The sequence below is a fragment of the Rhizobium sp. PAMB 3174 genome (genome assembly GCF_052908375.1).
In genome coordinates, this window is the sequence record NZ_CM128608.1 from 3735911 (window position 1) to 3762671 (window position 26761).

A 26761-nucleotide genomic window follows, 5' to 3' on the forward strand; every position below is an offset into this window, starting at 1 on the left:
TCGTTGTGTCATACCGGCGCGGTCAGGCTTTAAGTTAAAGTTGCACAACTGGACCAAATGTCATGAACCGCCCTAGTCTCGATCTCAGCGAAGCCGTGACCTATCATTACGATCAGTTCCCGCCTTCAAATATGGATGCAAATCAGCTGATTATGCCGATTGCTTCGGCGTCCGCGGCGCTGGCACGGTATGACCAGATGCTCAAGGGAATGCATAACAGCGAAATCCTGCTCGCTCCTCTGCGAAACCAGGAAGCCGTCGTCTCATCGCGTATGGAGGGCACCGTTAGCACGCTCGACGAGGTTCTGCGCTACGAGGCCGACCAAGAAGACAATGAGGATGTCGCCAGCGGCAACTACCGCAATGAGGCCGTAGAAGTCTTCCTCTATAGCCGAGCCTTGACCGCTGCCCAGCGAGCTATGGAACAAGGTGCCCCGTTATCGAGCTTTCTGATCAAGAGCGCACACAAGGTGCTTCTTGGTTTCGGGCGAGGTGCGCAGTTGTCGCCAGGCGAATTCAAGAGTGAGCAGAATTATCTAGCCGACAGGACAAGGCGAAAAGTCTTGTTCGTGCCGATGCGCCCCGAACAGCTCAACGACGGGATGGAGCGACTATTCGCCTTCATCCAGTCCGAAGAATGGCAAATCCTTATCAAGACGGCGCTCGCTCATCTCGAATTTGAGGCGCTGCATCCATTCAAGGACGGTAATGGCCGCATCGGTCGGATGCTTATCACGTTGATGCTCTGGCAGTCTGGTGCGATCTCGGCACCCCATTTTTACATCAGTAGCTACTTTGAGGATCGCCGCGATGAATATATCGACCGAATGAGGGAGGTTTCGAAGTCTGGCGCGTGGACAGAATGGACTGTGTTCTTTCTTGAGGCCCTGGAGGCACAAGCCCAGAAGAACCTGACGACAGCCGAGCGGATCCGAGACCTCTATGAAGAGCTAAAAAAAGAGTTTCCTCAGCTTCTCAGCTCTCAATGGGCTACGGCAGCGCTCGACTTCTTGTTTTCACGCCCGGTGTTCCGCAACAATATTTTTACCAGCCGGTCTGGCATTCCCGAGACCACGGCACACCGTTTCACACGCATTCTGGTCGAGAGTGAGCTGATCCGCACACTAGAGCCGGCAGCCGGGCGTCGACCGGCGCTCTACAGCTTCGAACCGTTGCTGCAAATTGTTCGAGACTGAGGCACATCTCGGCCACAGCCTCCGGGCTGGTCTGTCCAGTTTCCGGACGAGCCAGCTAGATCAACTGTCGCTATGTGAAAGCCCGCGCAGCAATGCGTCGACCAAATCACGCGGAGAGGTGGCTGAGAGGTCGAAAGCACCGCACTCGAAATGCGGCATACGGGCAACCGTATCGGGGGTTCGAATCCCCCCCTCTCCGCCAACTCAATAAAACTTTTCCATAAAGTTCAATTACATGATCAGTTGGATATGGCTAACGCCCCCAATTGACCCCACATTTTCTTGGCTGTTTTGTACGCGCAGTGTGACTGGCTTCATCACCGGTATTATCTGCTGCGGAAACATGTCGCCTCATCGGCACTCAGAATTCGATGTTTGAAAAAGATGCTGCATGGGTTGCCAGAAAATCCGTCAGATGCGGCCTGCTCTTGGCGAGCAAATAAACCTGACAACACCCTGGCAGATCGTCGATCTTGGAGCCGATTTCCGAATGCGGCGGATAACGATAAACGATCGTTTGTGAACGTCTCTAGTGTGCGTCCCCGCTATCCTATTGAAGCTGAAGCGGATGAAAGCGGATTTTTTGCTCCATGGAATTTGAAAAAGGTGGGCTGGCTTAACGTGGTGTCGGAAAGCCTGACAGCAGTTCACTGAGTATTCTGACCATCGTCAATACCCATTCCTGCTTTGCAACGACCACTGATCTTCGGTTCAATGATCGGGGTGAAGAGTTCGTCTAAATCGTGCAACGGGATTGCCCGGTGGTGGTTTATCCGTAGACGATCAGGCTGGACAACGTCGAAGCATAGGGGAAAGCTCGGTTCGAGAAGTCGGGTAGAGGGGCATCTGTACGCGACTGAATGCCCTTGAAATCTTTACTCAGGCGGGCTCCGCCGTCTGAGCTGCCCGGACATCAGATGCGGCGCAAGCAGGCATGGCCACACTTCGCTCTCGGCTGATCGCCGACTGAATAGTTTCAACGTCTAGGCTGTTGATATCCATATGCGCCATTGCGCAAAGATCCGCTCCATTTATTTTTGAAAACCATTTGACGAAATAGCGATGCGGTGGCAATCTTGCCCTCATCAGGAGAAATTCAAATGACTTTGCGCGGAACCAATCAGGAATCGGGACGGCCCTTCAACAGGCGTATCGTGCTTGAATCGATTCGCCTTTATGGTCCGACGACGCGCGGCGACATTGCCGCCCGCGTTGGACTGACGGTCCAGACCGTATCGACCATCGTGCGTGAGTTGGAGGAGCAGGGGCTCACCCTTTCCGTCCGGGAAGAGCCGAAGGGCCGCGGCATTCCGCCGTCAAAGCTGACCATCAATCCGGAAGGCGGCCATGCTGTCGGCATCCACCTAACGCCGCTCGGCATAGAGGCCGCTCTGGTAAATTTGCGTGGCGATGTCGTTGAAAGCCGCCGGCGCGACGCCTCCAATCCCACACCTGATGAAGCCTTCGGTCTGATCAGCGACATAGTCAGCGAACTCAAGGCCAGCCCGCTGCGTGGCCGGCTTCTTGGCGCGGGCCTGGCATTGCCGGGTCCTTTCGACGTGGAATCCATGAGTTTCGTTGGCCCGACAACGATGACGGGCTGGAAGAATGTTGATATTCCCCAGCGCCTTGCTGCAGCGACAGATCTGCCGGTTTTCATTGAGAACGATATGGCTGCTGCGGCTCTTGGCGAACAGCTTTACGGCCTTGGCCAGCAGTTTTCCGATTACTACTACCTGTTTTTCAGCGTCGGTCTTGGTGGAGCCATGATGAGCGATGGCATGGTGATGCGCGGCGCATGGGGCAATGCCGGAGAAATCGGCCATATTCCCGCGATACCCAATGGAGAGCCGTGCCCTTGCGGAAACCACGGCTGCCTCGAACGCTATCTGTCGCTTGATGCCTTCAAAAGGCGCGGTCTCTCAGAGGCCGAATGGGTCTGTGAGGTCGCGCCAATGTTCCGCCATGCGATCCGAACGATCGAAAATCTGTTTGATCCGCAAACCGTTGTGATAGGGGGCCTGGCGCCGCAATCCCTGATCGAGCGACTGACAACGCTGGTCGAGGGGCTCGACAGTTCGGTGTCCGCGCGCGCCAACCGCATCCATCCACGCGTCGTCGCGGCTAGCGACTGTCAACATTCTGCGCTTCGCGGTGCGGCCGCGCTCGCGGTCTTCGGGATCCTGTCGCCACGACACGGGCAAATGTTTGAATCACAAGAAAAGGGGAATGCCAATGAACGAGAAACTACTCGTCCTGGATAACATACGCATGAGCTTCGGAGCAATCGAGGCCCTCAAGGGCATCAGTTTCTCCATTGGCAAGGGCGAGGTCGTGGCTCTTCTGGGCGACAACGGCGCCGGAAAATCTACCCTGGTCAAGATCATTTCCGGTGGGCAGAAAGCGACGTCCGGGCGCATGATTTTCGAGGGCAAGGAGTATCAGGCAAACACGCCTGCCGAAGCCAAGGCCGCCGGCATCGAAACCGTTTATCAGGATCTTTCGCTCTGCACCAATATCGACGTGGTCGGCAATTTTTTCATGGGCCGCGAAATCACCCGCAAGATCGCCGGCATCCCCTTTCTCGATGAGCGAGCGATGGAGGAGGTCACAAGCAAGGCCCTCGCCAATGCCGGCACCCGTATTCCCTCCATGCGCGGTAAGGTCGAACATCTGTCGGGTGGTCAACGCCAGGCCATCGAACTGAACCGTTTCGTTCACTGGGGCGGCAAGCTGATCCTGCTTGACGAACCTTTTGCCGCGCTTGGCGTCGAACAGACGCGGCGTGGGCTGGAAATGATCCGCCATGTCGCCAATCAAGGCATCGGTGTCGTCATCATCACCCACATCATGCAGCAGGCCTTCCAGGTCGCAGATCGTATCGTCGTCATCCGCCAAGGCGTTGTCGCCGGCGATGTCGAATGCAGCAAGACAAACGCAGATGCCGTGATCGAGATGATCACAGGGCAAACACTCGCCGGAGCCGGATCGGCGAGCAAATAATGAAAAGGGAACCGGCCTAAACTGGAGAAAATGATAATGAGACGAATAGTGATGATCTTGCTGGGCAGCTTGTTGCTCGGCCTATCCATGATCACAACGGTAGCCGCTCAGACCAAGGGCATGGTCTACTATCTAGTGCCTACCTTGAACGATGAGTTCCAGACCGGCTCGGTCAGCGCCTTGGGCATGTTCCTGAAGCAGGTTGGCTATGACCTGACAACACTCAACGCCGACAACAAGACAGAAGCACAACAATCGCAGATGAATGACGTCATCGCGCTGAAACCCACAGCGATCATTCTTGCCGCGGTCGATTTTAACGCGTTGAAGCCTTCCATTGAATCGGCTCGTGCCGCCGGCATCCCGGTCATAGAGTTTGACCGTCAGATCACCTCGACCCCGTCCGACTTCACCTCAGTCGCAGGCACTGTCGAAATCGGCCATATCGCTGCCGAACAGGCCGAGGCCATGCTTAAGGACCGAAATGGGGCTGTAAGCGGCAAGATCCTTCAGGTTCTCGGCGATCCTGGCGATCCCTACACGCTCGACATCCAGAAGGGCTTCGAGGAGAAGATGAAGGCCTTTCCCGACGTCAAGATCATCTCGCTACCCGCCCTGCAGTGGGAAGCAAGCAATGCCGGAACGATCGTTGCCGACCAGCTGCAGTCCAACCCCGACATCGACCTGATCTTCCTGCATGCTGCCAGTCTTTCGGTCGCAGCGGCCGCCTCTCTTGAATCGGCTGGCAAGAAGCCCGGTGACATCATGATGATGAGCTCGAACGGTGCCCCCGTGGGTCTCGACCTGATCCGCAAGGGTTGGCTGAATGTCGAAGTGGAACAGCCCCTTTATGCTCAGGCTGCCGCCATTGCCATGTTCATGGACAAGATCGTCGCAAAGCAGGAAATCAAGCCCGGCGAATATGACGTCATCGGCCTCAAGGGCGTCCTGACAAACGAAAGCTGGGGACCGAACATCAAAATCCCTGGTACTGCAATCACCAAAGCCAATGTCGACAATCCTGCCTTCTGGGGCAACCTGAAGCCGCCGACAGGCGCCATCCAGTCCGTCAAGTGACGGCTTTTCCACCGGGGTCCTGGCGGCCCCGGCCTTTTCCTCCTCCAATCCGGATTTGCCGTATGACTCCTGGAACACGCAAAACTCTTGAATTCATCCTCAATAATCTTGTCTGGTTCATGCTCATTGTCGTGCTTGCATTGTTCTCAGCCCTGATTCCGAACTATTTCCAACTCGGTATTTTCGCTAATATCATCGAAGCCTCGAGCGTTCTCGGCGTCATGTCGATTGGCCTTGCCATCGTTATCATCACCGGGCACATGGACCTTTCGGTCGAGTCGGTTGCCGCCTTGGGGGCGATGGCCGTCAGCATCCTTTTCTGCTCTGCAGGCATCGGTCTTGGTTACAAGCTGTCGCCTGAATGGTTGATGGTACCTGTCTCTCTGGCCGTTGCGTGCGCCATTGGCGCGCTGATCGGCTTTCTGAACGGCATTCTCGTCGTAAAGCTGAAGATGAGCGCCTTCATCATCACGCTCGCCTCCTTCATCTGGGTCCGCGGTCTTGTACTTGCCGTTTCGGGCGGACGTTCCGCGCAGGATCTTGCTCCGGCCATCCGCTGGTTCGCCATCGAACGCCTTTTCGGCATTCCGCTGTCGGCCTGGATCGCGATTGCCTGCTTCCTCATTTTCTCGATCATGATGGAAAAGACGCCCTTCGGCCGCCATCTGATCATGATCGGCGGCAATGAAACCGCGGCCTTCCGCGCGGGCATTCCCGTCAGGCGCAATCTGATCATCGCCTTCGTCATGGCTGGTGCCATTGCTGGTCTGGCGGGCTGGCTGCTTTCGGTGCGCACTTCGGGCGCTACAGCCAATCTCGGCGTCGGTCTGCTGTTCAACGCCTTTGCCGCCGTCGTGATTGGTGGCGTCAGCCTCAAGGGCGGGGTCGGAGCATTGCCCGGCGTCTATGCCGGCGTGCTGCTGCTCTCGGCCATCAACACCGCCATCAATCTCATGGGCCTGCCGGCAACCTACACCCAGGTCATTCATGGCCTGCTGGTGCTTGCGGCCGTTCTTCTCGACACATTCAAACAAAGGCTCCACCAGAGGCTCGCATGACAGAAAGATTGAAAGACAAAGTCGCACTGGTCATTGGTGCATGCCGCGGGATCGGCAAGGCTGTGGCCGTGCGTTTCAAGGAAGAAGGGGCCAAGGTCGTCATCGCCGATTTCGAGGAAGAGGCTGGCCGCCTTGCCGCCGAAGAAATCGGTGCCGACTTCGTCATGACCGACATCTCAAAAATGGACGACGCGGTCGCGGCTGTCGATTTCGTGCTCAAGCGGCACGGCAGGCTCGATTCGATTGTACAGAATGCAGGTATCTATCCTTGGCAGCTGATCGAGGACACGACGCCTGAGGATTGGGACCGGGTGCTGGCCATCAACTTGCGCGGCTGCTTCAACGCCGCACGCGCAGCCCTGACGCCAATGAAAAAACAGGGCTCGGGACGGATTCTCTTCACGTCTTCGATTACCGGACCGCATGTGACCAGCCCTGGCCATGGACACTATGCCGCCAGCAAGGCCGGCATCAACGGTTTCATCCGTTCGGCAGCGCTGGAATTCTCCTCCTATGGCATCACGGTCAATGGTGTCGAGCCTGGCAACATCCTGACCGAAGCAATCCAGTTGCACCGTAGCGCTGCGTTTATCGAAAATATGGAGGTCGCAATCCCGCTCGGACGTCTAGGCTCTCCCCGTGATGTCGCCAATGCTTTCCTGTTCCTGGCGTCTGACGATGCCAGCTACGTGACAGGAACCACTATTGTCGTAGACGGCGGACAATTGCTGCCTGAGGGTGCCGATTTCAGGCTCCTGCCTCCCTAAAGCTAGATTCCGATCATATCCCACATCAACATGCCGACGGCGCGCAATCGCCGTTGGCATAGACACATTCCTGATCGCATTGGTATCAGACGCTCGCTCCGTGGGCGAGCGATCGGCCATCATGCCGCGAACCCGAATATGACCGCAGGCTGCTGCAATTTACCAGGTACACCTGCTGCGTCAGGTTGATCAAAGACGAGGACAATGGGAAATGGAAATGACTAACCGCGCGAATCTGGTGTTGGAAGGATCAAGCGGACTGCGTGCCGAATTCGCCCCGAGCGGTGCGCGACTGTTGCGGCTCGATATTCCCGACAGCAAAGGCGGCAGCACACAAATCGTCATGGCCACTGCCCAGGACGCTGCCCAACCGAATGGCGACACCTGGGGCGGCACGATTTGCGGCCGCTTTGCCAACCGGATTGCAGACGCGATTTTTGAGCTCGACGGCGTCCGTTACAGACTGCCTGCCAATCACGGTTCGAGTTCCCTGCACGGCGGACCGCAAAGCTTTGCCCTGCGCGACTGGGAGGTCGAAAGCGGGGAGCAGACACTGACCTTTCGGCTGACATCGCGCGATGGCGAGATGGGCTATCCGGGCAACCTCGATGTTGTCGCCATCTATGGCTTTTCAGAAAAGACATTCTGGCTGGAAATGACCGCTCGGACTGACAAGCCCACCATTGTCAACCTGACTCATCACGCCTATTGGAACCTCAAGGGCAAGGGTAATGCGCTGGGGCATGAGATAGAAATCCCCGCTTCGTACTATTCTGCAGTCGATGAACGGTTGATTCCGCTGGGTGCGCCTGAGGCTGTGGATGGAACGATTTTCGACTTCCGCGCAATGCGCCCGATCGCCATGCCCTATGATCACAGTTTTTGTCTGGATGCAGGTCGCGGTAGTCTGCATCTGGGAGCACGTGTGCGAGAACCCGAGACGGGGCACGTCATGGAGGTGTGGACAACGGAACCCGCCATTCAGCTCTACACAGCAAATCATTTTTCCAGCGAATTGGTCGCGCCTTACTCAGAGATGGTCGTGAACGGCGCAATTGCATTGGAACCGCAGACATATCCCAATGCGCCCAACGAGCCGACCTATCCTAGCGCGGTCCTACGACCGGGAGAAACCTATCGTCATCGCATCGAGTGGCGCTTTTCCGGCTTCTGAACGTTAAGTTAGAGCCCAGCGGCCTTGGTGAGGTTGACCCGGAAGCGATCGCGCCGGCGCTGGTAGCGGCGGGTCATCTCGGCGGACGTGTGGCCGAGTTGCTTCTGGACGTAGCGTTCGTCCACCTCGGCGGAAGAGGCGAGACCTGCGCGCAATGAATGGCCGGAGAAGAGCCTGACACGCTCGGCCTCCGGCAGATCGCCGCGAATGCCGGCGGCGAGCACGGTTTTCTTGACGAGCCGGGCGATTTCCTGATCCTTCAGGCGTTCCGTCCCGACCTCCTTGCCCCTGGCGCGCACGCGGCGGAAGAGGGGGCCGTGAGCGATCCTGCCGAGCTTCAGCCAGGTCTCGACGGCATGGACGGGGCAGGTGAGATCGGAGGAGCCGCGGCCGATCTCCACCTCGCGCCAGCCGGTCTTGCCGCGCAGCGTCACCAGCAGTCCCTTGTCGAAGATCTCGATCCAGCCGGCGCCATCCGGCGTCTGGTCGCGGCCGCAATCGAGCGCGACGATTTCCGAACGGCGCAGGCCGCCGGCAAAGCCGATGAGCAGCATGGCGCGATCGCGCAGGCCCCTGAGCGTGCCCCGGTCCAGCGTCTCGACCATGGCGATCAGCTCCTCAGGCAGGATCGCTTCTTTCTGGCGCGGGAGTGCGGCGTGGCGGTTGCGGATGCCGGCGAGTACTGTGGCGATGTGGCGGTCGCGACGGTCGAGCAGCAGACCGCGCTGCGTGTAGTTCCAGGATATGGCCGACAGGCGCCGCTCGATCGTGGCAACCGAGCTTGCCTTCGCTCTGGGAGCGGCTTCACCGGCGGCGAGCGCCGTGATGTAGAGCCCGACGGTCTCGGGATCCGGGGGGAGGGGAGAGAGCCCCTGGCGCCGGCACCATCCCGAAAAATGCTTCCAGTCGGCCGTGTAGGCGCGTCGGGTATTCGCCGAACTCGATGCTTCGACATAGCCGCGCGCCCGCTCCACCAGCGGCGCCAGATGCGCCGCCGCCGCCACTGACAACCCGGAAGGCTGCGTATGCTCATCCAGAGCCGTGCTGAGAGACGGAGCAGAGTACGGATTGCGACCGTTTTCGGCAGCAGGTCACCGCTCTCATCAAACTATATTGGATGAGAATGAGCAAGCTTCATACACGACCCAACCGGGGCTTGGTTGTGCCGGGATGCTCCTTGGCACCCCTCCATGCGCATCCAACCACCGCCTCATTCGCCACAGCTCCGCCCTCAAATTCGCCTCTTATCCGCATTGCCTCCTGCAACATTCCCGTTACAATCGCCCTGTCAAAAGACGGACAGCTTTGGGAGGAGTGATACGTGAGACGGATGTGGCCAGACGAATACGCCTTTCTGCTGGATGACGCGGAAGAGGTCGAGCTTCATATTCCGGCGGTGGCGCAGGAGGATGGTTCGCCGGGCAAGGCAATCACGCGCAAGGCCTTGAAGGTCCGCATCAGCCAGCAGGACTTCGAGAAGATCTGGCCGCTTGCCGAGGCGCGCTACCGGCTTGGCGGACGGTTTTCGGGCAAGGCGATCACGCTGATCACCAACAACCCGCATTACAGCAACTGGCATCCGTCCGACGGCGGCAGTGTCGAGAGCGTCTCCGACAGCGGGAAGTATTACACGACCTCCTATGTGGTCGTGCATTTTCTCCTCGATGACGTGCGGGAGACGGCCGAAGCCTGAGGCTAACGCGACCGCTTCAGCGTCTGCGATCGTGCTGGCCGGTCTCGAAGAGCTTGAAGGAGTTCTTGCCCTCGCCCTTGGCGGCATAGAGGGCACGGTCGGCGCGTGAGAAGACGTCCTTCGGCTCGATCTCGCCATTGACCGGCGCGCCGCCGACCGAGCTGGTGATCGTCAGATTGCCGATGCCGAGATGCCATTGCATGCCCTCGACGATGCGCTCGCCGAGCTGTTCGAGACAGTCGGGGGAGCGGCATGGATGGAGGACGGCGAATTCGTCGCCGCCAAGCCGGCTGACCAGCGTCGCGTCCGGCAGGGCCGCGGTGAGGCGGTTTCCGGCTTCCTTCAGGCACGCGTCTCCCGCCTGGTGGCCGAGACGGTCGTTGACCGCCTTGAAACCGTCGAGGTCGATCAGCAGCAGCGCATGCGGAACCTCGGCCGCGGCGGCGTAGACATCTTCGAACACGGCCTCGAATTTCGCGCGCGAGGCGAGCCCGGTGACGGTATCGACTTCCGCCAGATGGCGAATGTGGTCGATCATCGCCTTCTCGGCGGTGATGTCCTGCTTCATGCCGAAGAGGCGGACAGGGCTGCCGTCGACACGCTCGACGATCGCGGTGATCCTGATCCAGCGGCGATTGCCGGTCGCGGTGATGATCTCGGCATCAAGCGTGAAGCTGTCGCCGCCGGCGATCGTGGCGCTGCGGACTTCCGAGAGCTTCCTACGGGATTCTTCCGTGTAGAGCGCGACGATGTCATCGCGGCTGAGCGCGCATTGCGGCTCCAGGTCGAACAGTTCGTAGACCGTGTCGGTCCAGGTGAGGACCTCGTCCGGCAGGCTGCATTCCCAGATGCCGATGCGGGCCGCCTTGAACGACTTGTCGAACAGCGCCTGCAGATGGTCGAACTGGGCCGAAGGGGTCGCATTGGCGGTCTGCCTGTCCGGACGCATCCTGTGCAGCCGCGCCGTTGTTTGCAACGTTTTCGACACCTGTTTCCCCCTACGCTTTATAGCGCTGATGGATCAGAGCGTAAGGACAAAACGTTGCTGTTGCGTTTCCGTCTGTCCTGGCAACAGGAAAAAACTGACAATTCGCAATCCGGCCCGCGCCGGATCTGCTGCAAGGGTTTTGATCTTCGACTTCAAGGAGATGGCGCTTCCCGGTTGCGCTCGCCGTCGGCGATCAGCCAGTCGCGCACCGCGCGGGCACGCTGGCTGAGTTCACGGGTGCGGGGCCAGACCACGTAAAAGGCGGCGCCGGTATGGACCACATGCGTGGTGACCGGCTGCAGCAGGCCGGCTTCCATCTGCGGTTCGATCAGGTGGCGCCAGCCGAGCGCCACCCCCTGGCCGGCCAGCACCGCCTGGATGACGAGCACATAGTCATTGATGACCAGCCTGCGGGCCTGGCGGGGCAGGGCGAAGCCGCCGGCGGCAAACCATTGAGGCCAGTCGAGCGCTGTGCGCACCGGCTCGTCCAGCCAGATCAGCCTTTGGCGGGCAAGCGTTTCCAGGCTGTCGTCGATGCCGTTCTTCTCCACGAAGGCGGGGCTTGCCACCGCGTTGATCACTTCCGAGGCGATCGGAGCGGCATGATAGTGCGGCCAGTCCTCGGGGCGACCGCCGCGCACGGCAAGAGGCACGGGTTCGTTGACGAGATCAAGGTCGCGCACACTCGTCTGGATCCGCAGGTCGATGTTCGGCAGGTCCTCGCGGAACCGTTCCAGGCGCGGCAGCATCCACATCGAGGCAAAGGCGCTCGATGCGGCGATCGTCACGCTCGCATCCCGGCTCTTCTGGCGGATGTCCTCGACCGTCTTCTGGATGCGGCCCATGCCGGTGGATACGTCGATGAACAGGCGCTCGCCGGGATCGGTCAGTTCCACGGCGCGGTGAACCCGCAGAAAAAGCTGGACGCCGAGATCGTCCTCCAGTGCCCGCACCGCCTGCGAGACGGCGGCCTGGCTCACGCCCAGTTCCTTGGCAGCACGGCTGAAATTCAGATGCCGGGCGGCGGCCTCGAAGAGGATGAGACGGGACGCGGAAGGCAGCAGGCCACGAAGATTTTCCATAATTATATCTTATAGGAAGGAAAAGAAATTTCCAAGATTACAGGTCATCCGTGTCTCGATACTCTAATTCAAATTTATGGGAGATCGCCAATGGACGCCGCAGACATCACCATCGAAAGACGGCCGCGACCAGCGGGGCGCGGCGTGCGGCGGGACAGTTCCGCGAAGATCAAGGGTGTTCCCTATATCGTCCGCAATATTCCGACCTATGACATTCTCGGCGAGGAAAGCCTTCTTCGCATCGAGGGTACGGCCGACCGCATCTTGAGCGAGGTCGGTATCGAATTTCGAGACGACCCGGCGACGCTCGATCTCTGGCGTGACGCCGGCGCCAGGGTCGAGGGCGTTCTCGTCCGCTTCGAACCCGGCATGCTGAAGGAGATTCTTGCGAGCGCGCCGATCGAGTTCACCCAGCATGCGCGCAATCCGGAAAAGTCGGTCAGGATCGGCGGCAGCAATGTCGTCTTCTCGCCGGCCTATGGGTCGCCCTTCGTCATGGATCTCGACAAGGGGCGGCGATACGGCACGATCGAGGATTTCCGCAATTTCATCAAGCTGGCGCAATCGAGCCCCTGGCTGCATCATTCCGGCGGCACGATTTGCGAGCCGGTGGACCTGCCGGTCAACAAGCGCCACCTCGACATGGTCTACAGCCACATGCGCTATTCGGACCGTCCGTTCATGGGATCGATCACCGCGGAGGACCGCGCCGAGGATTCGATCGCGATGGCGCGCATTCTCTTCGGGGCCGATTTCGTCGACCGCAATTGCGTGATCCTCGGCAATGTGAACGTCAATTCGCCGCTCGTCTGGGATGGCACGATGACGAAATCGCTCAGGGCCTATGCACGAGCGAACCAGGCCGCCGTCATCGTTCCCTTCATCCTTGGCGGAGCGATGGGGCCGGTCACGAATGCCGGAGCGATCGCGCAATCCTATGCGGAGACGATGGCCGGCTGTGCGCTCACGCAGCTGGAGCGCAAGGGCGCGCCGGTGATCTTCGGCAATTTCCTGTCCTCGATGTCTCTGCGTTCGGGATCGCCGACCTTCGGTACGCCGGAGCCGGCGATCGGCTCGATGGTGATCGGCCAGCTCTGCCGTCGCCTCGGCCTGCCGATGCGCTGTGCCGGCAACTTTTCAAATTCGAAGCTGCCGGATGCACAGGCGATGCAGGAGGGCGTGATGTCGATGCTGTCGGCGGTCCATTGCGGCGCCAACTTCATCCTGCATTCGGCCGGCTTTCTCGACGGGCTTCTCTCGATGTCCTACGAGAAGTTCGTCATGGACGCCGACTTCTGCGGCGCGCTGCACTCCTATCTCGCCGGCGTCGTGGTCGATGACAATACGCTGGCCATGGACGCCTTCACGGAAGTCGGGCCTGGAAGTCATTTCCTCGGCTCCGCCCATACGATGCGCAACTACCAGACAGCATTCTGGGATTCCGGTCTTTCGGACAACGAGCCGTTCGAAAAATGGAGCCAGGAAGGCGGATCGACGGACATGGGGACGCGCGCCAACCGGCAATGGAAGAAGATGCTCGCCGAATACGAGGCGCCGCCGCTCGACGAGGCCGTCGACGAGGCGCTCCTGGATTTCGTCACCCGCAAGAAGACGGCTCTGCCGGATGCGTGGTACTGACGGGCGTTTCTTCCCCGCCCGCTAGGGTTTGTCGTTCTCGGCAAGCCATGTTTCCAGCGCGGCAATGACGGCAAGCCGCAGGCTCGAGCCGTGGATCAGCGCCCGGGCGAGCGTGGTGTCGCGCCTGTCGAAGCCCATTTCCGCCATGATGTCGGCAGGCTTCATCTTTCGGCGGATCATGATGCTCTCGACCCGCGCCGCCGCATGCGGCAGCAGATATCGGCCTGCGGCGATCGCGGAGGCGCGGGGACCGACAAAGCTCGGCGAGGACGGCATTGCCGCTTTTCCCGGCGGCTGCGGCTGCTGCATGGCTATGCCACCGAGCCATGTCAGGAAGTCGTCCTGTTCGCCGCGGCTCGCTTTTGTCCAGGCGGCCTTCAGATCGTCCAGCCGGTCGCGCCGCTTCTTGATGCCTGCGGCAATGGCGGCGTCCGCGACGCTTGCATATTTTCCGGCGCGCAGATCCTCGTGGATCTCCGGGAATTCCTTCTTGAGCCGCTTCTTGTAGTCGGCGCGGCCGCGTTTCGGCTTCGGGGACATCCGCTCTCCTGATGCTTGCGGCCTCCTCATAGCGGCGTCGCCGTCGAACCGCCACCGCAAACTCCGCGCCTTCAAGGCCGGCACGACCCTGAACGGCGTTCGGCAGGTGACTTTGCCGGCGGGCCGTGCCATAGGGGGCGCGATTTTCCTCAAGGCCATCGCTTCCATGATCCGCATCGAAAACATCAGCAAGTCCAACAGCCATCGCATTCTCTACATCGAGGCGTCGGCCGCCCTGAACCGTGGCGAGAAGATCGGCCTTGTCGGTCCGAACGGTGCCGGCAAGACGACGCTGTTCCGGATGATCACCGGGGAGGAGCTGCCGGACGAGGGGCAGGTTTCCGCCGAAAAGGGCATCACCATCGGCTACTTCAACCAGGATGTCGGCGAGATGGCCGGCCGTTCGGCGGCTGCCGAGGTCATGGAAGGCGCAGGGCCCGTCAGCGAAGTGGCGGCCGAGCTGCGCGATCTCGAGGCTGCGATGTCCGATCCCGACCGCATGGACGAGATGGACACCATCATCGAACGCTACGGCGAGGTGCAGGCGCGCTACGAGGAGCTCGACGGTTATGCGCTGGAAGGACGGGCTCGCGAAGTGCTGGCGGGCCTGAGCTTCAGCCAGGAAATGATGGATGGTGACGTCGGCAAGCTCTCCGGTGGCTGGAAGATGCGCGTGGCGCTGGCCCGCATCCTCTTGATGCGTCCCGATGTCATGCTGCTCGACGAACCGTCGAACCATCTCGACATCGAAAGCCTGATCTGGCTGGAGGCGTTCCTGAAGAACTATGACGGCGCGCTGATGATGACCTCGCATGACCGCGAGTTCATGAACCGCATCGTCACCAAGATCATCGAGATCGATGCCGGGTCGCTGACCAGCTATTCGGGCGACTATGAATTCTACGAGGGGCAGCGGGCGCAGAACGAGAAGCAGCAGCAGGCCCAGTTCGAGCGCCAGCAGGCGATGCTGGCCAAGGAGATCAAGTTCATCGAGCGCTTCAAGGCGCGCGCCTCGCATGCAGCCCAGGTGCAGAGCCGGGTCAAGAAGCTGGAAAAGATCGACCGCGTCGAGCCGCCGCGCCGGCGCCAGACGGTGGCGTTCGACTTCCTGCCGGCACCGCGTTCGGGCGAGGACGTGGTCAACCTCAAGGGCGTGCACAAGGCCTATGGCAGCCGGACGATCTATGACGGGCTCGACTTCATGGTCCGCCGCCGCGAGCGCTGGTGCATCATGGGCGTCAACGGCGCCGGCAAGTCGACGCTCCTGAAGCTCGTCACCGGCACGGCCGAGCCGGACAAGGGTGTCGTGACGCTCGGCGCCAGCGTCAAGCTCGGCTATTTCGCGCAACATTCGATGGACCTGCTCGATGGCGACCTGACCATCCTGCAATGGCTGGAGGAACGCTTCCCGAAGGCCGGCCAGGCGCCGCTCAGGGCGCTTTCCGGCTGCTTCGGCTTTTCCGGCGACGATGTCGAAAAGCGCTGCCGGGTGCTGTCGGGCGGCGAGAAGGCGCGGCTGGTGATGGCGGCTATGCTGTTCGACCCGCCGAACTTCCTCGTGCTCGACGAACCGACCAACCACCTCGACCTCGACACCAAGGAAATGCTGATCAAGGCGCTGTCCTCATTCGAGGGAACCATGCTCTTCGTGTCCCACGACCGCCACTTCCTCGCTGCTCTTTCCAACCGCGTGCTGGAGCTGACGCCGGATGGCATCCATCAGTACGGCGGCGGATATACGGAATATGTCGAGCGCACCGGCCAGGAAGCGCCGGGGCTGCATTCCTGAGCGCCGCGGCCGGTTTCGAGCCGGCAAGATGGGGCTTGTCTGGCTAAGTCCCGGCCTGACGGGATCGATCGGCTGCGGGCGGCTTTGGCTTTCGAGACGCACAGCCTTGCGACCCTTTGTCGTTCCCCGGCCTCGGCCTAAATGCCGCGCGCCCGCTGGACTTGGGTGATCGGAGTCCCAAGTGTTCTCCCTAACGGTCGCAACCGAAGGAGGACAAACTCATATGGTAGGGTTCATACGCCGCACCATCATTCCCATCACCGCTTTCATCATCTCCATCCTCTGTCTTTTCCTGATGGCGCGGAATGTCTGGTGGTTCCTGCTTCTGGTGCCGGCTGTCGGGCTCGTGGTGCTCGGGCTCTACGATTTCTTTCAGACACGCTGGACCATTACCAGAAACTATCCCGTTGCCGGGCGCCTGCGCTGGTTCTTCTATGATCTTCGCCCCTTTCTGCGCGCCTATATCGTCGAGGACGATCTCAACGGAACGCCGTTTTCCTTCGAGGCGCGCAATCTCGTCCATGCCCGGGCACGCGGGGTCACCGACACGCATCCCTTCGGCACCGAGCGCGACACCGACGCCAGCACCTATCACTGGCTGTCGCACTCCATCGCGCCGGCCGAAAATCCGGATCGTTCGCCGCGGGTCCATGTCGGCAACGACCAGACGCGCAAACCCTACGACGCTTCGATCCTGAACATCTCGGCCATGAGCTTCGGCGCATTGTCCGCGAATGCGGTCGAGGCGCTCAACATGGCGGCGAAGAAGGGCGGCTTCTATCACGACACCGGCGAGGGTGGTGTCAGCGACTATCACTTGAAGCATGGCGGCGACCTCGTCTGGGAACTGGGCTCGGCCTATTTCGGCGCGCGCGACAAGGACGGGCATTTCGACGCCGGGAAGTTTCGCGACGGTGCGCAGCGCGACAACGTGAAGATGACGGAAATCAAGCTCAGCCAAGGTGCGAAGCCCGGCCATGGAGGCCTGCTGCCGGCCGCCAAGGTGACCGAGGAGATCGCCCGCATCCGGCAGATCCCGGTTCATCAGGATGCGCTGTCGCCGCGCGGTCATACGGCCTTTTCCACGCCGATCGAGATGCTCGAGTTTGCCGCCCGCATGCGCGAGCTTTCCGGCGGCAAGCCGGTGGGGCTGAAACTCTGTGTCGGCCAGCCGCATGAGGTCTTCGCCATCGTCAAGGCGATCCTGAAGACCGGCATCACGCCGGAATTCATCGTCGTCGACGGTGCCGAGGGAGGCACGGGTGCCGCGCCGCTGGAGCTTTCCGACTGGGTCGGCATGCCGCTGAAGGAAGGGTTGATCCTGATGCGCAACGCGCTGGTCGGGGCCGGGCTAAAGCCGAAGATCAAGCTCGCCGCCTCCGGCAAGGTCTATTCCGGCATGGGGCTCGCCTACAACATGGCGATCGGGGCCGACTGGTGCAACGCGGCCCGCGCCTTCATGTTCTCCGTCGGCTGCATCCAGGCGCAGCGCTGTCATCTCGGCACCTGTCCCACCGGCGTGACGACGCAGGATCCCTCGCGAATGCGGGCGCTGGTGCCGGAGGTACAGGCCGAGCGAGCCGCGCGCTTCCACGCCAAGACACTCGATTCGCTGGCCGACATGATCGCTGCCGCCGGCCTCGAACATCCGCGCGAACTGTCGCCGCATCACGTCATGCACCGGGTCGGGCCGGAGAAGGCCGAGACCATGGACCTGATCTATCCCTTCCTGCCGGAAGGTGTGCTGCTCGATGCACCGGAGGACACGGTCTATGCGGACTGGTGGCAGGCCGCGACGCCGGAAAGTTTCAAACCGCGGACCGATCTGGAGAGCGTCCGCGCCAAAAAAGGCAGCCAGCAGGCCGTCGTCTAGGAGTATCCCATGTCAAAAACCGTATCCGAGGTCATCGTCGACACGCTTCTGAAGGCAGGAGCCGAGCGCTGCTACGGGATTGTCGGCGACACGATCAATCACTTCGTCGATGCCATTCATTCGTCCGATCTTCGATGGGTGCATGTGCGCCATGAGGAGACCGGCGCGTTTGCCGCCGGCGGCGAGGCCTACATGACGGGCGAACTCGCGGTCTGCGCCGGGACGACCGGTCCGGGCAGCCTGCATTTCGTCAACGGCATCTTCGAAAGCCACCGTAACGGCGCACCGGTGGTCCTGATCGCCTCCAACATCGACCGGCAGGAGGTCGGGTTCGGCTTTCCGCAGGAGGTCGACCAGCAGCGGATCTACGAGCAGGCCTCCGTCTTCTGCAAGCCGATCTCCCATCCCGACCAGGCCCGGCGGATCACCGCCATGGCGGCGCAGGCGGCCCTCAATCGCAAGGGCGTGGCGGTGATCATCGTCAATGGCGACATGTTCAAGGAAAAGGTTGCCGACGAGACGCCTTGGGCCGTCAACCGGCCACGGCCCGTAATCCGGCCGAGCGACGATGAGCTCGGCGCGCTGGCCCGGCTGATCGGCGAGCATGAGAAGGTGACGATCTATGCGGGCATTGGCGCCCGCCACGCGCATGACCAGGTGGTGGCGCTTGCCGAAAAGATCGGCGCGCCGGTCGTTCATACCACCCGATCGAAGGAGTTCATCGAGCCGAACAATCCGCATAATGTCGGGATGACCGGCATTCTCGGCAACCGCGCCGGCATGGACGCCATCGGCAGCTGCGACCTGCTCCTGTGTCTCGGCACGGATTTCGCCTATTCGCAATTCTATCCGGAGAAGGCGAAGATCGCTCAGGTCGACATTTCGACGGACAATATCGGCAAGCGCACGCCGGTCGATCTCGGCTTGGTCGGCGATGTCGGTGCGACGATCGACGCCTTACTGCCGATGATAGAGCAGCGGCCGGGCGGCAAGCATCTCGATGCAGCTCTCGAGCAATGGAAGGAGGATCGGGATGCCTACGCCGCCTCCGCGGAGGAAAAGGACGACAGCCTCATCCATCCGCAATTCGTGACGCAGATGCTCGATGAGCTTGCGGACGAGGACGCGGCCTTCACCGCCGATGGCGGCAGCCCCATGCTCTGGAGCCTGAGGCACCTGACGGCCAATGGCCGGCGCCGGTTCCTAACGAGCCTTCTGCACGGCACGATGGCGAACGCCTATCCGCAGGCGATGGGAATTGCCGCGGCCTATCCCGGGCGGCAGGTGGTGGCGCTTTGCGGTGACGGCGGCATGACGATGCTGATGGGCGATCTGCTGACGCTCGTGCAGGAGAAACTCCCGGTCAAGCTTCTGGTCTACAACAACGGTTCGCTCGGCTTCGTGGAAATGGAGCAGCGGGTGGAGGGCATGCTCGATGCCTTCACGGAACTGAAGAACCCTGATTTTGCCCGGCTGGCGGAGGTTTGCGGCTTCTGGGGCCACCGGGTGGATCGCGCCTCCGATCTCAGGCCGGCGATGGAGCGCTTCCTCGCCCATGACGGTCCGGCGCTTCTCGACGTCAAGGTGAACCGGATGGAGCTCATCATGCCGCCGAAGGTCGAGTTCGGACAGGTCGCCTCGACCGCGCTCTTCGGTGCCAAGGCCGTTCTCAACGGGCGCACCGACGAGGTGATATCGCTGCTGCGCGACAATTTCCTGCGGTAAGCACGGCGCCGGTTGCTGGGGCTTCCCACAAAAGCGAAAGGGCGACGTCCGATAAGGCGCCGCCCTTTCCAATGGAGTGCCTGCCGCGATCAGTGACGGGACGAACGCGGATCCAGTGCGTCGCGCAGCGCATCGCCGACATAGTTGATGCTTAGTACCGTCAGCGAGATCGCCAGGCCCGGCCAGAAGACGCGGGCCGGGGTGATCTGCAGGAAGGGCGAACCGTCAAACAGAAGCCGGCCCCAGGTCGGATAGTCGGACGGGAAGCCGAGCCCGAGGAAGCTCAGCGCCGATTCCGTGATGATCGCCGAGGCGATGCCGAGCGTCGCCGAGACCATGATGGAGCTCATCACGTTCGGCAGCAGGTGGCGCAGGATGATGTTGTATTCCCGCGTGCCGCCGCTCTTGGCCGCCAGGATGAACTCCTGGTTTTTGATCGCCAGCACATCGCCGCGCACAATTCTGGCCGTATGCATCCAGCTGGTGATCCCGATCACGAAGACGATCAGGATGAAGATGCCGGTGGTCGGGCCGAAGGCCGAGCGCAGAGTATCGCGAAAGAGCATGATGACGACGAGCAGCAGCGGCAAGAGCGGCAGGGCCAGAAACAGGTCGGTCAACCGCATCAGCGGACCGTCCAGCCATTTGATGTAACCGGCAAGGACACCGACAAAGGTGCCGATGACGATTGCAAGCAGCATGGCGGTTATGCCGACCGCGAGCGACACCTTCCCGCCGGCCATGACCTGCGCCAGCATGTCGTGGCCGAGATTGTCCGTTCCGAAGGGATGGAGAAGCGAGGGACTCTGGTTCTTGGCGCGAATGTCCAGCTTGTTCGGATCCACGGTGTGGACCAGCGGCCCGAGATAGACGACCGCCAGGATGAAGAGGAAGGTGAACAGGCCGACCGCTCCGCCCTTGTGGCGGCGAAAGCGGTGCCAGAGGTCGCCGAGCGCGCTCCGGCGCTTTTCCGGCAGGGCTGGCTGGGCGATGTCAGTCATAGCGGATCCTCGGGTCAAGAATGCCGTAGAGCACGTCCGCGATCAGGTTGAAGAGCACGATCAGGACGGCGAAGATGAAGGTGAGCGTTTGCACCAGCGGCAGGTCGGCGCCCTGTATCGCGGTGATCAGCAGCTGGCCGAGACCGTTCACGCGGAAGATCTGCTCGGTGATGATGGCGCCGGAAAAGATCGTCGGCACGCCTAGGGCGATGACGGTCACGACCGGAATCAGGCTGTTGCGCAGCACATGCACCAGAAGCACCGTCTTTTCCTTCACGCCCTTGGCGCGTGCCGTGCGCACATAGTCCTGATGCAGGTTTTCCAGCATCGAGGCGCGGACGAAACGGCTGATCTGCGACGTGTTGTAGAGGGTCAGCACCGTCACCGGCAGCACCATCTGCTTCACTTGCGCGACGAAGGATGACCAGTCTGTCACGGAAAGCGTCGTGTCGTAGACGGACGGGAACCATTGCAGGGTGGAACTGAAGATGACGATGAAGAGAACGCCGGTGAAGAAGGTCGGCACCGAATAGCCGACCATCGAGACGAAGGTGCCGATCTGGTCGAAGATCGAATACTGCTTGTAGGCGGAGATGACGCCGATCGGAATCGCCAGCATGATGCCGAAAACATAGGACAGGCCGACCACCCACAGGGTCTGCGGCATGCGCTGCACGATCAGGTCGACAACCGGGCTCCTGGTCGCCCAGGACAGGATCCGCAGCCGATGCGGATCACCGATCACGATGCCTGTCGTCTGCTGCAGGATGTTGAGCGGCTCGTTGACGAAGAACTGGTGCAGCCATTTCAGGTATCGGATGAGGAAGGGCTGATCGAGGCCGAGCGCGTTCCTGATCTGCTCGCGAACTTCCGGTGGAATGGTCAGGGGAAGGTCGCTCAGGGGATCGGCAGGCGCCAGATCGAGCAGGGCGAAGATAATCAAACTTATGACGAGCAGCGTCGGAATTGCGAAGAACAATCGACGCAGCGTGTAATTAAACATGGGAATTTGCTCCGGTCCGCATTACCGCTTCATGCAAGGGCCGGACCCGGGCGATCTGCCCGGGTCCGGCAAAGCGGATTACTTCTTGCGGGACCAATCGGCCACGTTCCAAAGCTCGGAATCCCAGCCACTCATGCGCACGCCTTCGAGCGTGTTGCTGACCGCGGAGACCTGACCGCGGTGGATCAGCGGGATCTGCGCGAACTCGTTCGTCAGCATGTCGTTGAGCTTCTTGGCAATCGTCGCGCGCTCTTCGAGCTTTGCGGTCTTGCCGAGTTCCTTCACCAACGCATCATATTCCGGATTGCAGTAGCGAACGATGTTTTCGCCCTGCCAGCCGTTGGCCGGGCCCGGGATCTTGTCGCACATCCAGCTCGCCATGTACTTCTCAGGATCGGTTCCGTCGAAGTTGTTGGTGTACATCTGCACGTCGGCATAGAACTTCTGGAAGGTGTCCGGAGATGCCGGGTCGCCGCCGAAGAAGACGTTGGCGGAGATGTTGCGCAGTTCGGTTTCGACGCCGATCTGGTTCCACCAATCCTTGATCAGGGCCTGGCTGCCCTGACGGACGGAGTTGGTCGAGGTCTGGAAGAGGTAGGAGAGGCGAACGCCGTCCTTGACGCGCACGCCATCCGGGCCGGGCTTCCAGCCGGCATCGTCGAGAAGCTTCTTGGCGCCTTCGATGTCCTGCTTGAGGCACCAGTCGACATCGGTCGAAGCATAGATTTCCGGAGCCGGCAGAATGTTGCAGGTCGGCTTGCCGGCAGCGCCGTAGCCGGCTTCAACCAGCACTTCGCGGTCGATGGCGAGCGAAAGTGCCCGGTCGACGGCGGGATCGGCTAGAGACGGATGCGGACCGGCTTCCTTGGTCGAACGCTTGTCGCCGAGCGCGGGATCCGGGTTGTAGTGGTTGATGTCAATACGCTCGACCTGTGTGCCGAAGGCGGTTTCGAGATGGCCCTTGCCGGCCTGCATCATCTGGTCGAGGATTTCCGGCTCGACCTGCATGTTCCAGGCGTAATCGAACTCGCCCGTTTCCAGAACGGAACGTGCAGCCGAAGCAGCGTCGCCGCCGCCTTTCAGCGTGGCGGTCGCGAAGGCCGGCTTTTCAGCGTCGCGATAGTTTGGATTGGCTTCGAAGGTCACGACGTCGTTCGGCTTGAAGTCCTTGACGACGAACGGGCCGGTGCCGATCGGATGGAAGTTGGCGTCCGTGCATTCCGGTGCCTTGATGCCCATGCAGTCCTTGAACTGTGCTGCCTGGATGATCGGCGACTGGGCGCCGACGAAGGCGCTGTACGGATAAGGCTTGGCTTCCGAGAAGGTGATCTTGACCGTCTGCGGATCGACGGCCTCGACATTGCTCACGCCTTCGAAATAGGCGCCCTGGGCGCAGCCGCCATCCGGCGCCGTGCAATATTTCCAGGTGAAGACGGCATCGTCAGCCGTGACCGGCGAGCCATCCGACCATTTCAGGTCAGGCTTCAGCTTCCAGGTCATGCTCTTGAGGTCGGACGCCACGCCGCCGTTTTCCACGGTCGGAATTTCCGCGGCGATCATCGGAACGAGATTGCCCTTCTCGTCGTAGCGGGCCAGCGGTTCGATGACCATGGACGCCGCGTAGACTTCCTTCGTTCCTCCCGAAAGATACGGGTTCATGGTCGAAACGGCCTGCCAGAAAATGATCTTCAGATCGCCGTCCGTGCCGCGTGCCGCATGCGCGACGCCGCCGAGAACGGACACTGCCAGAGCCGTACCGGCCATGAGAGCCTTCAGTTTCTTCATAACACTATTCCCCTTGTGTTTTTGTCATGAGAGCAGCCAGGTCTTGATGATTTTCAGACCTGGAATGTCTTGGCGCGCCCTATTTTAGTCGTTGATAATTATGGGTTTTTCCCAACGGGCGGCAGAAAGATATTTGTGAGTCTCCTCAAGCGTTTGACAGGGTTGTGCCAACAGCCCCACTAAAATCGCTGGCATCTAAGCACGCTCCTATTTTCCATTCAAGAAAGAAAATTGCACCTTGCAAAACCTGTTTACGGCTGTGCAATATCCCGCTCAAACATCCATTTTTATAACGAACGGGAACTGAAAATGCCTTTGATCAATCGCGCCACGGACATGCTGGAAGAGGTTTCCGGCTGGCGTCGCCACATCCACCAGAACCCCGAATTGCTTTACGACGTGGTCAAGACGTCGGCCTTCGTTGCTGAGAAGCTCAAGGAGTTTGGCTGCGATGTGGTGGAGACTGGTATCGGCCGCACCGGTGTCGTCGGCCTGATCAAGGGCCGCCACGGAGAGGGGCCGACCGTCGGCCTGCGCGCCGACATGGATGCGTTGCCGATCAGTGAGACCAGCGGCGTGCCATGGGCGTCGAACACACCCGGCAAGATGCATGCCTGCGGGCATGACGGGCATACGGCAATGCTGCTCGGTGCCGCCCAGTACCTCGCCGAGACGCGCAATTTCAAGGGTTCCGTTGCCGTCATCTTCCAGCCTGCCGAAGAGGGCGGTGGCGGCGGCCTCGCCATGGTCAAGGACGGCATGATGGAGAAGTTCGCTATCAGCGAAGTCTACGGCATGCACAACATGCCCGGCCTGCCGGTTGGTCAGTTCACTACCCGAAAGGGTTCGATCATGGCGGCGGCCGACACCTTCGACATCACCGTCATCGGCAGGGGCGGCCATGCCTCGACGCCGCACAAGACGATCGATCCGGTCGCCATTGCCGCCCATGTCATCATCGCCCTGCAGTCGTTGGTGTCGCGCCAGACGGATCCGCTGGAATCGCTGGTCATTTCCGTCACCATGCTGCGCGGCGGCGACGCCTACAACGTCATTCCGAACGAGGTGAAATTGTCGGGTACGGTCCGCACGCTATCGCCGGAAGTCCGCGAATTCGCAGCGACCCGGATCGAGGAAGTGGCAACGGCGACCGCAGCCATTTATGGCGGTAGTGCCAAGGTGGATTACCGCCGCGGCTACCCCGTCACCGTCAACCATGACCGCGAAACCGATTTCGTCGTCTCCGTCGCCCGCAACGTTGCCGGAGCTGCCGCAGTCGAGGACGAGGTCGCGCCGTTGATGGGCGCCGAGGACTTCTCCTACATGCTGGAAAGCCGGCCGGGCGCCTTTGTCTTCATCGGCAATGGTGACACGCCGATCCTTCATCATTCATCCTACGATTTCAACGACGAGGCGATCCCGTACGGCATCAGCTACTGGGTGACGCTCGCCGAAACGGCTCTTGCTGCCTGACGCTCAATCAAAAGGCCGAAAAGGTCGATACTATAAGGGGAAATCATGCTCGGCGCCGAAACATCGCAAATGCAATCGGGGGGCCTGGCCGGCCCGGTTCTCTCCGTCAGGGATCTGACGACCGCGTTCCGCGTGGACGATCAATGGCGGACTGTCGTCAATTCGATCTCCTTCGACATCAACCCGCGCGAGACCGTGGCGATCGTCGGTGAATCCGGCTCCGGCAAGAGCGTGACGTCGCTGTCGATCATGCGGCTCCTGCCGAAGAATACGAGCCGGATTACCGGGCAGGTGATGCTCGGCGGCCGCGACCTGCTTGCGCTTCCCGAAGAGGAGATGCGCAAGGTTCGCGGCAACGACATCTCGATGATCTTCCAGGAGCCGATGACCAGCCTCAATCCGATCTTTCCGATCGGCAAGCAGATCGCCGAGGCGATGACCTGCCACCGCGACATTTCGGCGGCGAGCGCGAGGGCTGAAACGATCCGGCTGCTGGAGAAGGTGCGCATTCCGAATGCCGCCAACCGCTTCGACGAATATCCGCACCAGTTTTCCGGCGGCATGCGCCAGCGCGTCATGATCGCCATGGCGCTCGCCTCGAAGCCGAAGTTGCTGATCGCCGACGAGCCGACGACCGCGCTCGACGTGACGATCCAGGGGCAGATTCTCGATCTCATCAAGGAGCTGCAGGAAGAGGAGGGCATGTCGGTCCTCTTCATCACCCACGACATGGGCGTGGTCGCCGAAATCGCCGACCGCACGGTCGTCATGTTCCGCGGCGACGTCGTCGAGGAAGGGCCGACCGAGGATATCTTCCACCGTGGCCAGCATGCCTACACGCGGGCGCTCCTCTCGGCCGTGCCCAAGCTCGGCTCGATGGAGGGCAAGAAGTGGCCGCTGAAGTTCCCGATCGTTGACATCAATACCGGCGAGAGCAGCGAGCCGGTCGAGGTCGACAGCACGATCGACAAGAGCCGCAGGCCCATTCTCGAAGTCAAGAACATGACGACCCGTTTCGACATCGTCTCCGGCCTCTTCGGGCGCAAGAGCGGTGCGGTTCATGCTGTCGAGAACGTCTCGTTCAATCTCTACGAGGGCGAAACCCTGTCGCTCGTCGGCGAATCCGGTTGCGGCAAGTCGACCACCGGCCGATCGATCACCCGTCTCGTCAACCCGACCAGCGGTTCGATCATCGTTGACGGCTATGACGTGATGAAGCTGTCGAATTCCGAGTTGAGAAAGATGCGGCGCAGCATCCAGATGGTCTTCCAGGATCCGTTCGCCAGCCTCAATCCGCGCATGAGCGTGGGCTCCGCGGTCGCCGAACCGTTCCTCGAACATGGGCTCGGTAGCCGTTCGCAGGCCCGCGAAAAGGCCGCTGACCTCCTGGAGAAGGTCGGTCTGAGCGCCGACATGATGAAGCGCTATCCGCACGAGTTCTCGGGCGGCCAGCGCCAGCGTATCTGCATCGCCCGCTCCCTGATGCTCGATCCGAAGATCATCGTCGCGGATGAATCCGTCTCGGCGCTCGACGTGTCGATCAAGGCGCAGGTGGTCAATCTGCTTCTGGAACTGCAGCAGAGCCTCAACCTCGCCTATCTGTTCATCTCGCATGACATGGCGGTCGTCGAGCGCGTCAGCCACCGCGTCGCTGTCATGTATCTCGGCGAGATCGTCGAGATCGGTCCGCGCGAGGCGGTGTTCAGCGATCCGCAGCATCCCTATACGAAGAAGCTGATGGCTGCGGTTCCCGTACCCGATCCGTCGCGTCGCGGCATCAAGCGCAACCTGTCGGCCGACGAAATCAAGAGCCCGGTGCGGCCACTGGGCTTCGAGCCGCCGCGGCGGCAGTACAAGACGATCTCCGAGGGCCACCTCGTGATGATGTAAGCGGCC

The 26761-nt window shown here is 60.9% G+C and carries 22 protein-coding genes and 1 tRNA gene; 16 read left to right on the forward strand and 7 right to left on the reverse strand.

The window, feature by feature from the left end:
* The first annotated feature begins 62 nt into the window (after positions 1-62).
* The 9 genes from ACU5AY_RS17910 (at position 63) to ACU5AY_RS17950 (ending at position 8275) form a co-directional block, all read left to right on the forward strand.
* Positions 63-1196: a Fic family protein gene (locus ACU5AY_RS17910; protein ID WP_446827210.1), complete on the forward strand. Its 1134-nt coding sequence runs from the start codon at positions 63-65 to the stop codon at positions 1194-1196.
* A gap of 112 nt (positions 1197-1308) precedes the next feature.
* Positions 1309-1398: transfer RNA gene (locus ACU5AY_RS17915), tRNA-Ser, on the forward strand.
* 173 nt (positions 1399-1571) lie between these two features.
* Positions 1572-1850, forward strand: coding sequence for a hypothetical protein (locus ACU5AY_RS17920; protein WP_446827211.1), 279 nt, complete (start codon positions 1572-1574; stop codon positions 1848-1850).
* Between the two features lie 446 nt (positions 1851-2296).
* The gene (locus ACU5AY_RS17925) at positions 2297-3460 is read left to right on the forward strand and encodes an ROK family transcriptional regulator (protein ID WP_446827212.1); all 1164 of its coding nucleotides are present in this window, start codon (positions 2297-2299) and stop codon (positions 3458-3460) included.
* Positions 3432-4199, forward strand: coding sequence for an ATP-binding cassette domain-containing protein (locus ACU5AY_RS17930; protein WP_446827213.1), 768 nt, complete (start codon positions 3432-3434; stop codon positions 4197-4199). Before ACU5AY_RS17925 ends, ACU5AY_RS17930 begins: the two co-directional genes overlap by 29 nt.
* Positions 4200-4286: 87 nt before the next feature.
* The gene (locus ACU5AY_RS17935) at positions 4287-5276 is read left to right on the forward strand and encodes a sugar ABC transporter substrate-binding protein (protein WP_446827214.1); all 990 of its coding nucleotides are present in this window, start codon (positions 4287-4289) and stop codon (positions 5274-5276) included.
* A 62-nt stretch (positions 5277-5338) separates the two neighbouring features.
* Positions 5339-6334, forward strand: a complete 996-nt coding sequence (locus tag ACU5AY_RS17940; RefSeq protein WP_446827215.1) for an ABC transporter permease — start codon at positions 5339-5341, stop codon at positions 6332-6334.
* Positions 6331-7101 (forward strand): SDR family oxidoreductase, encoded by a 771-nt coding sequence (locus ACU5AY_RS17945; protein WP_446827216.1) that lies wholly within the window; start codon positions 6331-6333, stop codon positions 7099-7101. The genes ACU5AY_RS17940 and ACU5AY_RS17945 overlap by 4 nt, the downstream gene beginning before the upstream one ends.
* Positions 7102-7318: 217 nt before the next feature.
* Positions 7319-8275 (forward strand): aldose epimerase family protein, encoded by a 957-nt coding sequence (locus ACU5AY_RS17950; protein ID WP_446827217.1) that lies wholly within the window; start codon positions 7319-7321, stop codon positions 8273-8275.
* A gap of 8 nt (positions 8276-8283) precedes the next feature.
* On the opposite strand, the gene ACU5AY_RS17955 is transcribed toward ACU5AY_RS17950, so the two are convergent.
* Positions 8284-9312, reverse strand: a complete 1029-nt coding sequence (locus ACU5AY_RS17955; RefSeq protein WP_446829054.1) for a tyrosine-type recombinase/integrase — start codon at positions 9310-9312, stop codon at positions 8284-8286.
* A 293-nt stretch (positions 9313-9605) separates the two neighbouring features.
* On the opposite strand from ACU5AY_RS17955, the gene ACU5AY_RS17960 reads away from it, so the two are divergent.
* Positions 9606-9968: a hypothetical protein gene (locus ACU5AY_RS17960; protein WP_446829055.1), complete on the forward strand. Its 363-nt coding sequence runs from the start codon at positions 9606-9608 to the stop codon at positions 9966-9968.
* A 16-nt stretch (positions 9969-9984) separates the two neighbouring features.
* On the opposite strand, the gene ACU5AY_RS17965 is transcribed toward ACU5AY_RS17960, so the two are convergent.
* Both ACU5AY_RS17965 and ACU5AY_RS17970 read right to left on the reverse strand, forming a co-directional pair.
* The gene (locus ACU5AY_RS17965) at positions 9985-10956 is read right to left on the reverse strand and encodes a GGDEF domain-containing protein (RefSeq protein WP_446827218.1); all 972 of its coding nucleotides are present in this window, start codon (positions 10954-10956) and stop codon (positions 9985-9987) included.
* Between the two features lie 152 nt (positions 10957-11108).
* On the reverse strand, positions 11109-12038 hold the full coding sequence (locus ACU5AY_RS17970) for a LysR substrate-binding domain-containing protein (RefSeq protein WP_446827219.1): 930 nt from the start codon (positions 12036-12038) through the stop codon (positions 11109-11111).
* Positions 12039-12128: 90 nt separating this feature from the next.
* On the opposite strand from ACU5AY_RS17970, the gene ACU5AY_RS17975 reads away from it, so the two are divergent.
* Positions 12129-13676 (forward strand): trimethylamine methyltransferase family protein, encoded by a 1548-nt coding sequence (locus tag ACU5AY_RS17975; protein WP_446827220.1) that lies wholly within the window; start codon positions 12129-12131, stop codon positions 13674-13676.
* A 21-nt stretch (positions 13677-13697) separates the two neighbouring features.
* On the opposite strand, the gene ACU5AY_RS17980 is transcribed toward ACU5AY_RS17975, so the two are convergent.
* The gene (locus tag ACU5AY_RS17980; protein WP_446827221.1) at positions 13698-14216 is read right to left on the reverse strand and encodes a hypothetical protein; all 519 of its coding nucleotides are present in this window, start codon (positions 14214-14216) and stop codon (positions 13698-13700) included.
* 166 nt (positions 14217-14382) lie between these two features.
* On the opposite strand from ACU5AY_RS17980, the gene ACU5AY_RS17985 reads away from it, so the two are divergent.
* The 3 genes from ACU5AY_RS17985 to ACU5AY_RS17995 all read left to right on the forward strand — a co-directional run bounded on the left by ACU5AY_RS17985 (position 14383) and on the right by ACU5AY_RS17995 (position 19603).
* Positions 14383-16005 (forward strand): ABC-F family ATP-binding cassette domain-containing protein, encoded by a 1623-nt coding sequence (locus ACU5AY_RS17985; RefSeq protein WP_446827222.1) that lies wholly within the window; start codon positions 14383-14385, stop codon positions 16003-16005.
* A 223-nt stretch (positions 16006-16228) separates the two neighbouring features.
* Complete coding sequence (locus ACU5AY_RS17990) at positions 16229-17878, forward strand: FMN-binding glutamate synthase family protein (protein ID WP_446827223.1); 1650 nt, start codon at positions 16229-16231, stop codon at positions 17876-17878.
* 9 nt (positions 17879-17887) lie between these two features.
* Positions 17888-19603: a thiamine pyrophosphate-dependent enzyme gene (locus tag ACU5AY_RS17995; RefSeq protein ID WP_446827224.1), complete on the forward strand. Its 1716-nt coding sequence runs from the start codon at positions 17888-17890 to the stop codon at positions 19601-19603.
* A gap of 89 nt (positions 19604-19692) precedes the next feature.
* Here the strand turns inward: ACU5AY_RS17995 and ACU5AY_RS18000 are convergent, their stop codons facing one another.
* The 3 genes from ACU5AY_RS18000 to ACU5AY_RS18010 form a co-directional block, all read right to left on the reverse strand.
* Positions 19693-20604: an ABC transporter permease gene (locus ACU5AY_RS18000; protein WP_446827225.1), complete on the reverse strand. Its 912-nt coding sequence runs from the start codon at positions 20602-20604 to the stop codon at positions 19693-19695.
* On the reverse strand, positions 20597-21607 hold the full coding sequence (locus ACU5AY_RS18005; RefSeq protein WP_446822427.1) for an ABC transporter permease: 1011 nt from the start codon (positions 21605-21607) through the stop codon (positions 20597-20599). Before ACU5AY_RS18005 ends, ACU5AY_RS18000 begins: the two co-directional genes overlap by 8 nt.
* A 78-nt stretch (positions 21608-21685) precedes the next feature.
* Complete coding sequence (locus ACU5AY_RS18010) at positions 21686-23392, reverse strand: peptide ABC transporter substrate-binding protein (RefSeq protein ID WP_446827226.1); 1707 nt, start codon at positions 23390-23392, stop codon at positions 21686-21688.
* 309 nt (positions 23393-23701) lie between these two features.
* Here ACU5AY_RS18010 and ACU5AY_RS18015 point away from each other — a divergent pair, with 309 nt between their 5' ends.
* Complete coding sequence (locus ACU5AY_RS18015) at positions 23702-24865, forward strand: M20 aminoacylase family protein (RefSeq protein WP_446827227.1); 1164 nt, start codon at positions 23702-23704, stop codon at positions 24863-24865.
* A gap of 45 nt (positions 24866-24910) precedes the next feature.
* Entirely contained in the window at positions 24911-26755 is a 1845-nt protein-coding gene (locus ACU5AY_RS18020) for an ABC transporter ATP-binding protein (RefSeq protein WP_446827228.1), read from the forward strand.
* The last annotated feature ends 6 nt before the right edge of the window (positions 26756-26761 follow it).

Bases quoted from the DNA above. Each gene is read 5' to 3' on its own strand.
- ACU5AY_RS17910 (WP_446827210.1), top strand. From the start codon at position 63: ATGAACCGCCCTAGTCTCGATCTCAGCGAAGCCGTGACCTATCATTAC.
- ACU5AY_RS17925 (WP_446827212.1), top strand. From the start codon at position 2,297: ATGACTTTGCGCGGAACCAATCAGGAATCGGGACGGCCCTTCAACAGG.
- ACU5AY_RS17930 (WP_446827213.1), top strand. From the start codon at position 3,432: ATGAACGAGAAACTACTCGTCCTGGATAACATACGCATGAGCTTCGGA.
- ACU5AY_RS17935 (WP_446827214.1), top strand. From the start codon at position 4,287: ATGATCACAACGGTAGCCGCTCAGACCAAGGGCATGGTCTACTATCTA.
- ACU5AY_RS17940 (WP_446827215.1), top strand. From the start codon at position 5,339: ATGACTCCTGGAACACGCAAAACTCTTGAATTCATCCTCAATAATCTT.
- ACU5AY_RS17945 (WP_446827216.1), top strand. From the start codon at position 6,331: ATGACAGAAAGATTGAAAGACAAAGTCGCACTGGTCATTGGTGCATGC.
- ACU5AY_RS17950 (WP_446827217.1), top strand. From the start codon at position 7,319: ATGACTAACCGCGCGAATCTGGTGTTGGAAGGATCAAGCGGACTGCGT.
- ACU5AY_RS17960 (WP_446829055.1), top strand. From the start codon at position 9,606: ATGTGGCCAGACGAATACGCCTTTCTGCTGGATGACGCGGAAGAGGTC.
- ACU5AY_RS17970 (WP_446827219.1), bottom strand. From the start codon at position 12,038: ATGGAAAATCTTCGTGGCCTGCTGCCTTCCGCGTCCCGTCTCATCCTC.
- ACU5AY_RS17975 (WP_446827220.1), top strand. From the start codon at position 12,129: ATGGACGCCGCAGACATCACCATCGAAAGACGGCCGCGACCAGCGGGG.
- ACU5AY_RS17980 (WP_446827221.1), bottom strand. From the start codon at position 14,216: ATGTCCCCGAAGCCGAAACGCGGCCGCGCCGACTACAAGAAGCGGCTC.
- ACU5AY_RS17985 (WP_446827222.1), top strand. From the start codon at position 14,383: ATGATCCGCATCGAAAACATCAGCAAGTCCAACAGCCATCGCATTCTC.
- ACU5AY_RS17990 (WP_446827223.1), top strand. From the start codon at position 16,229: ATGGTAGGGTTCATACGCCGCACCATCATTCCCATCACCGCTTTCATC.
- ACU5AY_RS17995 (WP_446827224.1), top strand. From the start codon at position 17,888: ATGTCAAAAACCGTATCCGAGGTCATCGTCGACACGCTTCTGAAGGCA.
- ACU5AY_RS18000 (WP_446827225.1), bottom strand. From the start codon at position 20,604: ATGACTGACATCGCCCAGCCAGCCCTGCCGGAAAAGCGCCGGAGCGCG.
- ACU5AY_RS18005 (WP_446822427.1), bottom strand. From the start codon at position 21,607: ATGTTTAATTACACGCTGCGTCGATTGTTCTTCGCAATTCCGACGCTG.
- ACU5AY_RS18010 (WP_446827226.1), bottom strand. From the start codon at position 23,392: ATGAAGAAACTGAAGGCTCTCATGGCCGGTACGGCTCTGGCAGTGTCC.
- ACU5AY_RS18015 (WP_446827227.1), top strand. From the start codon at position 23,702: ATGCCTTTGATCAATCGCGCCACGGACATGCTGGAAGAGGTTTCCGGC.
- ACU5AY_RS18020 (WP_446827228.1), top strand. From the start codon at position 24,911: ATGCTCGGCGCCGAAACATCGCAAATGCAATCGGGGGGCCTGGCCGGC.